This is a genomic window from Streptomyces roseifaciens (genome assembly GCF_001445655.1).
GTDB lineage: Bacteria > Actinomycetota > Actinomycetes > Streptomycetales > Streptomycetaceae > Streptomyces > Streptomyces aureoversilis.
This window is the reverse complement of the sequence record NZ_LNBE01000003.1, coordinates 419,043-430,608: the sequence shown is the minus strand read 5'-3', so window position 1 is coordinate 430,608 and position 11,566 is coordinate 419,043. Positions and strand designations below refer to the sequence as shown.

The window sequence follows — 11,566 nt, the reverse complement described above, 5'->3', positions numbered from 1 at the left end:
ATTGCGGGGCGCATCGCGGGCCCGCACGGTTAGCATCGTGCGACGGTGATCTGAGTCTCACCACCCCCGAACGGGGGTGGCCGCATTTCAGGGATACGGAGATTCCACCTCCGGATCCGGGACGTGGAGGCAGCGATGGGAGATCCGGACGGGACGGCCGAGGTGCGGGCGGCGCTGATGCGGATGCGCAAGGGCGCCGGACTGCCGGTCGCCTTCGGCGGACTGCTCACGGGAGCACGGCAGTTCCGAATATCGGACATGACCGGGACGACGACGCCGGTCCTGCGCGGACTGGCGATCCGCACGGGCAGCGGACTGGGCGGCAAGGCGGCCGCCCTCACCCGCCCGCTGTCCGTGACCGACTACCAGTCCTCGCACGTCATCACGCACGAGTACGACGCGGCGGTGGCGGCCGAGGGCCTGCGCTCCGTGCTCGCGGTACCCGTGGTCGTACGGGGCCGGGTGCGCGGCGTGCTCTACGGCGCCCTGCGGCGCCCGCTCACCCTCGGGGACCGCTCCCTGACCGCCGCCGTCGACGCGGCGCGCGAGCTGGAACAGGCCCTCGCCGTCCAGGACGAGGTGCAGCGGCTGCTGTCCGTGGCCCATCAGCCCACCACCGCCGACCCGGCGATGTGGGAGGAGGTCCGCGAGGCGCACGGCGAATTGCGCGCCCTGGCACAGCGTGTCACGGACCAGCGCCTGCGCCAGGAGCTGCTCGCGGCGTGCGGGCGCCTCGCGGCGGCCTCCTCCGCGGACCCGGCGGTACGGCGAGCGGGGCCCGGCGTGGACCTGTCGCCGCGCGAAGTGGACGTCCTCGCGTGCGTGGCGACGGGCGCGACGAACGCCACGGCGGCGGACCGGCTGGGCCTGCGCCCGGAAACGGTCAAGAGCTACCTCCGGTCGAGCATGCGGAAGCTGGGGGTGCACACGCGCCTGGAGGCGGTGGTCGCGGCGCGGCGGGCGGGTCTGCTGCCGTAACCGATCGCACCCTCGTCCCTCGTCGCCGACCGCTCCCCGGACCGTCAAGGAAGCGTCAAAGGAGTGGCACCGAGGGTCAACAGCCTGTCAAGGAGGAGCTCGGCGGGGTTCGGTACGGGCATAGCGTGAACGGCGGCGCCGCGGCGCCGTCAACGACGCTCCCATCCGACACCTCCCGAGCTTCCGAGGACCGTCATGCACCTGAGCCGTACCCCCGCCGAAGCCGCCGCAGTCGCCGCCGCCTCCGGCACGGCCGCCGAGAGCCCGCAGTCCGGCGACGGGGAACCCTCCGAACCCTCCCATCCCGCCGGCCGCGCCCCCGAGCAGCCGCTGTACGTACCCGTGCGGCGCTGCGCGTGCGGCTTCGCCCTGCGGGTCTTCCGCTCCCCCCTCGGCACGAGGACCGCCGTCGCCTTCACCACCGAGCGACGGCTTTCGGCCGTTCTGGGCCCCGACCAGCCCTCGGTCCGCCTGGCCCTCCCGGCCGTACGCGCCCTGGCGACACCGCTCGGCGTCGCCACGATCTCGATCGACCCCCAGCTGACGGCTCCACCAGTACGAGCGAACCCGGCGGGGCCGCCGCTGACGGCGCTTTCGGGCTGAACTGGGTGATCTAGGTGATCTAGGCGGTCTGGGTGATCTGAGTGACTTGGGTGGCTGGGGTGGTCCGGGGTCGCCTGGGTGACTCGGGTGGCCGGGGTGGTCCGGGGTCGCCTGGGTGGCCCGGGGTGGACCCGGTGGCCTGGATGGTCCGGGTGACACGGGTGGCCCCGGTGGCCTGGATGGCTCGGGGTGACCCAGCTGACCGGCCTGACCCGGTTGCCGTCCGGGCGGGCGGGTGCCGTCGCGGCGACGGTTGCCGCCCGGGCGGACGGGTACCGTCGCGGCGGGGGTGCCCGCCACCGCGGCTCTGCGCCGCGAGGGCTTCTCGCCGTCGCGACGGGGGGGTATCCGGCAGGGCGGCGGCCGGACTGCGCAGCAGGGGTTACTCGCCGTCGGGACGGGAGTGTGTCCGGCACCGCCGGTCGACGCCGCCGGTGGGCCCACGGGCGCAGCCGGGTATGCCCGGCACGAGCGGCCTGCACCGCCGGGGCCCACGTCGCAGCCGGGGTGCGCCCGGCACCGCCGGACTCCGCAGCGGGGGTTCCTCACCATCGCGGCGGAGGACCGCTGCCTCGCGGCAAGAACCTCGGCAGTCCCGGCGAAGGGCGCTTCCCCGGCGACCGACTTGTCCACCCGGTCGCCCGGTCACCCACTCCCACTCCCACTCCCACTCCCACTCCCACTCCCACTCACCCGACCACCCACTCACCCGGTTACCCGCCCCTACCCCGCGGCCTCGCCCAGCGGCAGCCCCACCACTTGGTCCCCCGGCCCACTGGCCGCAGGCCAGAGAAACCCCGCCGCAACGGCGACCAACCACAACGGCGCAGCCCGGCGGTGCCGGACACACCCCGACCTCGCCGGCACCAGGCAAGCCCGCCGCTCTCCCACTCCCTTGCCACAGGCAAGAAAACCACCGCAGCAACAAGCAACCCCCCGCGGCGCGGCCCGCCGGTGCCCGACCCGGCCCGACCGCGTCGGCACCGCAGGGAGCCCCACCCCGCACCGCGGTCTCACCCCACACCTCCGTGCCACGCCGCACCGCATTCCCTCCGAAGGAGACCTCATGGCCATGCCGACCGCCCCCGTATCCCCGCCGCCCCCGTCGAGCACACCCGCCGCACCGGTGTGGCCCGCTTCCGCGCAGGAGGTGCCGGGCGGCGGCGGGCTCGCCGTGGGCGGGGTGCCGCTGGGCGAGATCGCCGACCGGTTCGGTACGCCCGTCTACGTCATGGACGAGGACGAGGTCCGGGCCCGCGCCCGCGCCTGGCGCACGGCGCTCCCCGGTGCCGACGTCGCCTACGCCGGCAAGGCGTTCCTCTCCCGCGCGATGATCCGCTGGATCGAGGCGGAGGGGCTGAGCCTGGACGTCTGCTCCGCCGGTGAGCTCGAACTGGCCGCGCACAGCGGCTTCCCCGCCGAGCGGATCGTGCTGCACGGCAACGCCAAGAGCCCCGACGACGTGCGGGCCGCCCTGCGCCTGGGCGTGGGCCGGATCGTCATCGACGGCACGGGCGAGATCGCCCGGCTCGCGGCCCTCGTGCCGCCGGGCGCCCGCCAGCGGGTGCTGCTGCGGGTCGTGCCGGGCGTGTCCGCGGGGGCGCACGCGGCCGTGCGGACGGGTGTGGAGGGCCAGAAGTTCGGCGTGCCGGTCGCCGGCGGCGAGGCCGAGGAGGCGGTGGAGCGGCTCCTCGGCCAGCCGCGGCTGGAGCTGGCGGGCCTGCACTGCCACCTCGGCTCGCAGATCGCGGGCCTGGGCCCGTACGTGACCGCGGTGCGCCGGCTCGTCCCGCTGCTGGCCCGCGTCCGCGACCGGCACGGGGTGACCTTCCCCGAGCTGGACCTCGGCGGCGGCTTCGCCATCGCCTACCGCGAGGGCGACCCGGCCGTGGACCCGCGCACGTACGCCGAGCGGATCGGATCCGAACTGGACCTGCAGTGCGCCCGGTTCGGGCTCCCGCGGCCGCGGCTGACCGTGGAGCCCGGGCGGTGGATAGCGGGCCCGGCGGGCGTCGCGCTCTATCGGGTGCTGTCGGTGAAGACCACGGCCGCCCGGACGTTCGTGGCCGTCGACGGCGGCATGAGCGACAACCCGCGCCCGGCGCTGTACGGGGTCCGCTACACGGTCCGGCTGGCCGGGCGCACATCGGTGGCGCCCGGCCGCACGGTGACGGTGGTGGGGCGGCACTGCGAGGCGGGTGACGTGCTCGCCGAGGACGTGGAGCTCCCCGGCGACCTGCGCCCGGGCGACGTGCTGGCGGTGCCCGCGTCCGGCGCGTACCACCTGTCGATGGCCTCGGCGTACAACCTCGTCGGCCGGCCGCCGGTGGCCGCGGTGTCCGGGGGCCGCGCCCGGCTGCTCGTACGCCGCGAGACGCTGGACGACCTGCGCAGCCGGGACGTGGGCGAGTAGGGAGGCAGGAAGGGGCCGGAAGCCGAAGGGGTCCGAAGAGGTCCGGGTCTGTCAGGCGACCGGCAGGACGCGCAGATCGTGGGCGGTGCCGGGCGCGGCCATGGCCAGGACGCGGGCGGCCTCCTCCTCCAGCCCGGCCCGGTCCGCCGGACGGATCTCCTCGAAGGGCTCGACCACGAGCGTCGTGGTCTCCGGGACGGCCCGGTCGAGGCGCCACACGGCGCGGATGAACCCGTCGAGGACGACCGTGGGCGCGGCCCGGTTGACGCGCCAGATGCGGCGCAGGTGCGCGGGGTCGACGATGCGGGCGCGGTCGGCGTGCGAGAGGGAGATGTTGTCGAACTCGGGCAGGAAGCGCACCGGGGCCGGCGTGCCGGGGTCGGGCAGCGGGGCGTCGGGCAGGTCGAGGAGTTCGGTGCCGTTCTCGTCGCGGAAGGTGCGCAGGCCGGGCCGGAGCCCGTCGACGACGCTGCGCAGCCCCGTCAGGCCGCACCACTTCTGCACGTCCTTGACGGAGGGGGGGCCGAAGGCGGCGAGGTAGCGCAGGAGGGTGGCGCCGAGGTCGGGCGCGGGGGCGGAGGCGGGGCGGTCGCCGAGCCAGTGGTCGGCGGTGGTGTGGGCGGCGGGCCCGCTGCGGCCCCATAGCCCGCGCGGGGGCACCTGGACGAGCGGCAGCAGCGTCCGGGCCGCCATCGCCAGGTCCTGAGGGGCGTGATCCGGCCACACCTCGGCGAGCGCCAGGCCGAGGTGGTGGAAGGTGTACGGGCGCTCGGCGACGAGCCGGGCGGCGAGCGCGGCCACGGCCGCGAGGTCGACGTCGCCGAGGCGCTTGCCGTGGTTGCCCTGGAACGAGCGCTCCTGCACGACCTGGAAGAGGCTGCGCAGGGCCCGGCAGTCGCGGGCGCTGACCAGGTGGATCGTCGAGCGCATCACCGGGATGCGGACGGCCGCGCGGGAGTCGAGCAGGCCGGAGAGCTCCTCGGGGTCGAAGCCGTCGAGGCGGGCGGCGAGCGCGTAGTACGGGTCCTGGGGCGACTGCGCCTGGAGGCCGACCAGGTGTTCCACGGCGTCGAGGACCGGCAGCGCGGTGCGGCGCAGTAGCAGCTGGCGCTCAAGGAGAGCACGATTGAGGGCTCGGACGGTCAGAATCGGGGACCCGCTGGTTGCCATGTGATCAAGCTAGGCCGAGTTGCGGACAGATCCGGTCCTGAACCGCACCGCGCGACCGAATTCAGCATGTATATCCTGTGCCTGGTTCCGTGAACAGCGAGAGGGAGTGCACCCGTGTCCGAAAACCCTCCGCACGGCAGGCGCCCCACGCCCCGGAAGCACTCCCGGCTCCGCCCGGCGAACGGCCGCACGACCGGCCGCACGGACGGCACCGCCACCCCGCCCCCACCCCCGGCGGCCCCGCCCGCGGGCGGCGCGGGCAGCATCGTGCACGCCGCGGTCTACCGCGACGGCCGCCGCATCGCGACGCCGGACTCGCTGGCGGACACCTACCGCCGGCTGCACGAGCAGCCCGACAGCATGGCCTGGATCGGCCTGCAGCGCCCCACCGAGGCGGAACTCCTCTCCCTCGCCGAGGAGTTCGGTCTCCACGAGCTCGCCGTCGAGGACGCCCTGGAGGCCCACCAGCGCCCCAAGCTGGAGCGCTACGGCGAAACCCTCTTCGTCGTCCTGCGCGCCGCGCGCTACCTGGACGCCCCCGAGGAGGTCGACTTCGGCGAACTGCACGTCTTCGTCGGCCCCGACTTCGTGATCACCGTCCGGCACGGCGCGGCCCCGGACCTCTCGGCCGTCCGCCACCGCATGGAGGCCACCCCGGAGCTGCTGGCCCTGGGCCCGGAGGCGGTGCTGTACGCGATCCTCGACGCCGTCGTCGACGGCTACGCCCCCGTCGTGGCGGGCGTGCAGAACGACATCGACGAGATCGAGACCGAGGTCTTCAGCGGCGACCCCGCCGTCTCCCGCCGCATCTACGAACTCGCCCGGGAAATGGTCGAGTTCCAGCGCGCCACCCGCCCCTTGGTCGGCATGCTCCACGGCCTCATGGCAGGCTTCGCCAAATACGGCACCGACGACGAACTCCAGCGCTACCTCCGCGACGTCGCCGACCACGTCACCCACACCAGCGAACGCGTCGACGGCTTCCGCTCGGCCCTGGCGGACATCCTCGCGGTCAACGCAACACTCGTCACCCAACAACAGAACGCCGAAATGCGCGCACTGGCAGAAGCCGGCTTCGAACAGAACGAGGAGATCAAGAAGATCTCGTCATGGGCGGCGATCCTGTTCGCACCCACGCTGGTGGGAACGATCTACGGCATGAACTTCGACCAGATGCCGGAGCTCCACTGGACGTTCGGCTACCCGTTCGCGATCCTGCTGATGGCAGCGGTGTGCACGAGCCTGTACTTCATCTTCAAGCGACGGGACTGGCTGTAGCGGCGAATCACTGATCGAATTCGCCACAGCAAACATTGTCGAGTGACCGATTCAGGGCCCTGGGGAGAATCTGGGGAGAACCCGTGGCACCGGGGAGCGAGCCACGCCCCTTAGCGTTTCCGGCTCCCGCTCGCCCCTGGGCAGCGCGAATACAAGAGACCGTTGAGGGGCCCTCCGTGCCCGTGCAGCAAAGCGAACCGAACAGCGAACCCGGCGAGGCCCTGTGGGGGTGACGACTCGCTCGGGAGCAGCCGGAACAGTCCATCCCGCACCCCCAGGCAGCTCGGGCAAGCCGACTTAGCTCACCAGTCCACTGATGGCGTTGGCGAGCGCTTCGCCTCCTTGCTGCACAACGGTGCCCGCCACAAGCGCAGGCAACGCCTGCGCGATTCCACGCAGTGTTCCGACCTGTGGCGCATCGGGGGTCATCAGCGAGGCGTCAACGGTGTCCGCCATCGCACGCAGCACCATCGCGTTCTGCAGGTCCGCCGCGTTGTGGTCGACGTCCGAACGGAAGGCGGTAAGGAGACCGCGCACAGCATCGATGTCAACCATGCCCTGCAACGAGGCTGACTGATGGATGTTGGCGATGTTCTGTCCCACCACATTCTGCAACGGTGCGTTGTTGTTACCGCCGATGCTGATGCCCGAGCCATGGCCAGGGTCCGGATCGGGGCGACGCCGTCTCACAACCATTACTTGTCTCCCTGATTCTTGTTGTCCTGGCCAACACCACTGATCCCGCTGCCGGCGACGTTCTGGATGGGAGCGTTGTTGTCCCCGTATACGAGGATGTTGTTGGTCACGGCGGCAACTTGCCGTTCGTACGCAGTCAGGTCGATTCCCTGCTCATCCAGATACTCGGCCACAGTCCGGAATACGCAAGACTGCATCAGAACGACGTGCCGCTTGGCATCGTCGCCCTGGTGCATGTCGGTGACTTCCTCGGTGGAGTACCGGTCACGCAGGCTCACCGGGGCTTCTTCCTCCACGCGGCCCTCGGCTTTCTCACCGAGGCGGGCGACCAGTCGCCACACGGCCAAAGGGCCCATGAGTGTGTCCAGGAGTGACTGCGCAGCAAGCCACCTGAGTAGACGCGCCCCGCGCGTCCGGGCCGGTAGGTCGGCTACCCGCAGCTCGTTGTAGAGCGGCGTGATCACATGCGGGCGAATGGTCAGGCGGAGTTCTCCGGCCTCCAGCGCGGCATGCACGAAGACGCTCACCACGATCTGTCCGTCCCAGCTGATGCACTGAGCTCGCAGATACAGCCGGTCCGGCACGCCTGAAGGGGACCTACGCCCCAGACCGATCAGGTCAGACAGCTCCACGTTCGTCTCGCGGGTGCGCTGCAGCCATCGGGCCGCCGGAAGGCCGAGTATGCGCTCCATCGAGAACCCGGGGAGTGGATCCGTGATTTCCCGAGCGCCACGGCCCAGTTCCTTGAGGGCGATGCCCACGCACCGGAGGAGTTCCGCCTCCCCGAACGGCCTGACCGACTCCTCGGCGTCCTTGGGCTGCAGGGGGATGCTGATGCGAGCAGGTCCCCAGACATCGCGTCCGGCACCGACGAACCGCTCCAAGGCGTCGTAAGGCAGCGCCAGCTGCGACTGGGCCTTGCCGATCTCCGTCATCCTGTGTCTGGCCTTCGCGGCGGCCCACGGCAAGCCATCGGACGACACACCCTCCCGAGCCAGGGCGCCCAGCGCGGCCCGTGCCACAAGCCGGTCAGCTGCGTACACCAGTGCGACGACAACCGCCAGCCCGAAGGGGAGTAAGGCCAGTTCGAATCGCAGTTCGAGCGCGTCGCCACCAGCGGGTTCGTACGGTATGAGTGCGAGCAACCATGGGATGAGAAGCACGACATACGCCACGCGCCGCGAAGGCGCCCACCTCGTCCGGCCGACCTTGCGGATCGCGCGGAAGGCAGCCCACCGTAGGAATAGAGCGACGATGACGGCCGCTGCCCAGATCGCGAAAGCACACGGCGCCGCATAGGCGACCAGCCCACAGAGGATCAGGATGCAAGCGCGCCGTGCCCACCGGCGGCGCCGCGCACGAAGGCTGTGCGCCGTCACCGGAACAAGATCGAAGCCGTACGACGGCACAGGCAGCGGCGGACCGTGCAACACATGGTCGACAACCCACTGCGCAGTCGGCTCACCCAGGGTCGGACAGTCATCGCTGCCCTCCAGATAGATTGGCCGCCTGGTACTACGCCGAGGTTTCTTGGCCTTCCCCCTCTTGCCCCGGATCTTGCGCCACCACGCCTTCACCATCTTCACCCGGTCGGGTCGCGCGTAGACCGCCTGACACAGCAGCCTCGTCACTTCGGACGATGCAGGGTCCACCTCCACAGGACGGCTGGCCCCATGAGCAGCATGGTTCGCGTGAATCGGGACCGCAGGCCACTCGGCCTCCTCCGAACGCCCCTTCCCCCGAGCATGGACGCCCCACCCAACTGCCATCCCGCTCCCCCGTTCGCCGACAAGCGGGCATCTTCACTGCGGACAGCAAGAACCGCCAGACCGCAAACACGATAATTTGCGCAAATGCGCTGGTTGGCTCGGGAATGGCCGAAACCGCCTCCGGCTTACCTGGCATGAAGGTCGGCCCTTGGCGTCACGGGAGTCCTCAGGGCTGAATCTCTCGGCATGCTCCAGTACCTCAAGGCACGGCATCCTTGCGACGCAAGACCCGAGGTGCTTGCACATCCCGGAGGTGACGCAGCGTAGAGCGCGGAGATGAGGCCGTCGGCGTGGTCCATACGCTCGTCCACCCTCGACGCAGTCCCGCTCCGGGCCTGAGTGCAGCAATCTCCAGCTGCGTGTCAGCCGCCTGTGCGACCGGCCCGGGCTGCAAGGGGGCAAACTGAAGCACATGTTCTTCGGGGATGTCGTAGTCGACCCATCGTGGACCTTCGAGCTGACGGAGGCCCTCCGCGACCGTTGGTACGAAAAGGAAGAAGTGGACCTGACGTTCCCGGCGACGCTGGACCAGCTCCGGTCTTGGCTTGACGACTCGCGCGACTTCGAAAGGCGGCACCGGTTCTACTGGCAGGCCGCCATGAACGACTTCGACGACGGCGTCAACCGTCTGGGACCGGAGTACAGACAGGGGCTGACCGTCCAGGTGGACACTTTCCGTTCCGCAATGGAGGGCCTGCCTGCGGCGGGGGCCGAAGAGCAAGTGGCACAGGCGAGTCAGCTGCTGCTCTCCCTCGCCCGGGAAGCCTGCTCAGACGGCCAGTTGATCTGCGCTTGGCGGGACGTCGTGTCCGCTGTCAGAGACGGCCAGGACTACGAGGTCATCCGCATGCGTACTGGCTTGCTCCGCGCCCTCCTGAAGCGTTCTCAGCGAGGTTCCGCAGAAGTGATGCGCTCCATCACCGGGGTCCTACTCGACCGGCAGATAGACGTGCGGGTGGCTCAGCTCAGTCTGGGGGACGTCGCGGACCTGAGCACGCTGTCGCGTCAGGATGCCGAGGCATCAGCCGGCCTGTCCGAAGAGGCCCGGCTCGACCTCTCTGTGCGACTGCTGACAGTTCCTCCACGTCGGGCCCATCACGTGGTGTGGCACGCCTTCGCGAAGGCGCGGATCGCGGGCATGGTGCAGACGTTCGGATCCATCACCCTGTACGACCGGGACTGGTTTCATGGCAACGCGACCGAGGATGGCCCTCACCGAGACCAACTGCCGCACGAGGTGACCGAAGCCGAATCCTTCTTCCCCACGGACTGGCTTCCGGAGGGACCGCACGTAGTCCTCGTACGCGTCGATCTCGGCGTAGTAGCAGCGGCAGACGCTCCAGCCGTCTCGCGTCTACAGGCACGGTCCATGGTCCTAGCCGCGACATTCCCGGAGGACTTCCGCGGCTGGGAGATGTACGTGGGGTACATCCATGCTGTCGACGGCATCTGCACTTCCAACGAGGCATTCCGCCTGGCCGAGGAAGACTTCGCGACACCGCACCTCCAAATGGATGCCACGGCAGAGCGCTTGAATCGTATGGCCCCTCGTGTTGCTCCGCATCTCCCTGGAGCAAACTCGGACCTGTCCGATGTCATCGACGCGGTCGGCTGGTGGAAAGCCTCCAGCGCACAACCTTCCCTGCCGGCGGTCGTCCTGGACGTGAGGATCCTCGAACTGCTCGCCAGCAGGGTCTCGGGCCAGGAGTGGTACGTCTACCTGGACAACTTCCACAAGAACGCCTGGATCCAGCATCAAATCGCCCACGCACTGATGCGTGTGGCCTGGCACGCCCGCGATGACCTGAGGCACTTCACGCCGGACGTCGGCCAAGCCGCCGAGGCGCTGCGCAGGGAAATGGTGCAGTACGAGGGTATGGGTTTCCACACCGACATACACAAGGTTATCTCCAGGTTGCCAGACCTTGTGCTGGTCTACCCCACACACAGCAAGCAGCGGCGGCGTGCGGAGAGCCTGGCGAGGCGAGTAGCGGGAGGTGAAGGCATGCACGCCTGGTACGAGGAGTTCAATGACCGCTGGTCACGTGCCCTCAATCGTTTGAGATCTGTGCGTAATTCACTCGCGCATGGCGGCCCCGTCACACCAGGGGCAGCTGCGTCGGTCGCACCGCTCGCCCATTTCCTGGCGGGCACCGGCCTCATGGACAGCCTCAGTGCGCTGCTCGAAGGCGAGTCCCAGGCAACAGCGCATGCCAAGAGACGAGACAACGCCGACACCTGGGCCGCGCGATGGCTCTCAGGCATTCCCGCGAGCGAGACGTTCGATGCCTGGCCTGCTGCATGAGCTGCGAGCCGCGCACTGGTGTACGCAAAAGATCCACACCCCCTCAACGGCAAAAGTAGGCTGCACATCATGCCGAGATTTGCCGAGTTCAACGCTTCGAGCCTCCGCCGCACCAGCTCTGTGGAAGCCGGGTTCCCCTGGCGCGGACAGACCGTGACCCTGATCCGGATCGATGCCCAGGGGGTCGTCTCCCAAGCGACCCGCATCACTGACAAGCGGGCCCTGCTGGCGCAGGCGGGACCGAAAGATCTCGTACTCGCTGCATGGCCCGGGGAGTGGCGTCAAGACGTGTTCTTCGTGGACGACCTGAAGGCCGCACGCGAGGGAATAGGCTGAGCCGACCCTGGCTGGGGA

At 70.1% G+C, this 11,566-nt stretch carries 9 protein-coding genes; 6 read left to right on the top strand and 3 right to left on the bottom strand.

Annotated features, from left to right (window positions below):
• Positions 1-135: 135 nt before the first annotated feature.
• The 3 genes from AS857_RS07855 to lysA all read left to right on the top strand — a co-directional run bounded on the left by AS857_RS07855 (position 136) and on the right by lysA (position 3,994).
• On the top strand, positions 136-978 hold the full coding sequence (locus AS857_RS07855) for a helix-turn-helix transcriptional regulator (RefSeq protein WP_058042413.1): 843 nt from the start codon (positions 136-138) through the stop codon (positions 976-978).
• A 195-nt stretch (positions 979-1,173) separates the two neighbouring features.
• On the top strand, positions 1,174-1,581 hold the full coding sequence (locus AS857_RS07850; RefSeq protein ID WP_107105531.1) for an SAV_915 family protein: 408 nt from the start codon (positions 1,174-1,176) through the stop codon (positions 1,579-1,581).
• Between the two features lie 1,072 nt (positions 1,582-2,653).
• Positions 2,654-3,994 carry a diaminopimelate decarboxylase gene (gene lysA / locus AS857_RS07845; protein ID WP_079110408.1) on the top strand — a complete coding sequence of 447 codons (1,341 nt, stop codon included), beginning with the start codon at positions 2,654-2,656 and terminating at the stop codon, positions 3,992-3,994.
• Positions 3,995-4,045: 51 nt separating this feature from the next.
• Here lysA and AS857_RS07840 read toward each other — a convergent pair whose 3' ends face one another.
• A complete protein-coding gene (locus AS857_RS07840; protein ID WP_058042411.1) occupies positions 4,046-5,164 on the bottom strand; it encodes a winged helix DNA-binding domain-containing protein in 1,119 nt (372 codons plus the stop codon).
• A gap of 114 nt (positions 5,165-5,278) precedes the next feature.
• On the opposite strand from AS857_RS07840, the gene AS857_RS07835 reads away from it, so the two are divergent.
• Complete coding sequence (locus AS857_RS07835; RefSeq protein ID WP_058042410.1) at positions 5,279-6,442, top strand: magnesium and cobalt transport protein CorA; 1,164 nt, start codon at positions 5,279-5,281, stop codon at positions 6,440-6,442.
• 297 nt (positions 6,443-6,739) lie between these two features.
• On the opposite strand, the gene AS857_RS07830 is transcribed toward AS857_RS07835, so the two are convergent.
• A complete protein-coding gene (locus AS857_RS07830; protein ID WP_058042409.1) occupies positions 6,740-7,138 on the bottom strand; it encodes a hypothetical protein in 399 nt (132 codons plus the stop codon).
• Entirely contained in the window at positions 7,138-8,796 is a 1,659-nt protein-coding gene (locus AS857_RS37355; protein WP_245699680.1) for a hypothetical protein, read from the bottom strand. The genes AS857_RS07830 and AS857_RS37355 overlap by 1 nt, the downstream gene beginning before the upstream one ends.
• Positions 8,797-9,319: 523 nt before the next feature.
• On the opposite strand from AS857_RS37355, the gene AS857_RS07820 reads away from it, so the two are divergent.
• Positions 9,320-11,212, top strand: coding sequence for a hypothetical protein (locus AS857_RS07820; RefSeq protein ID WP_058042408.1), 1,893 nt, complete (start codon positions 9,320-9,322; stop codon positions 11,210-11,212).
• A 69-nt stretch (positions 11,213-11,281) separates the two neighbouring features.
• The gene (locus tag AS857_RS07815) at positions 11,282-11,548 is read left to right on the top strand and encodes a hypothetical protein (protein ID WP_058042407.1); all 267 of its coding nucleotides are present in this window, start codon (positions 11,282-11,284) and stop codon (positions 11,546-11,548) included.
• The last annotated feature ends 18 nt before the right edge of the window (positions 11,549-11,566 follow it).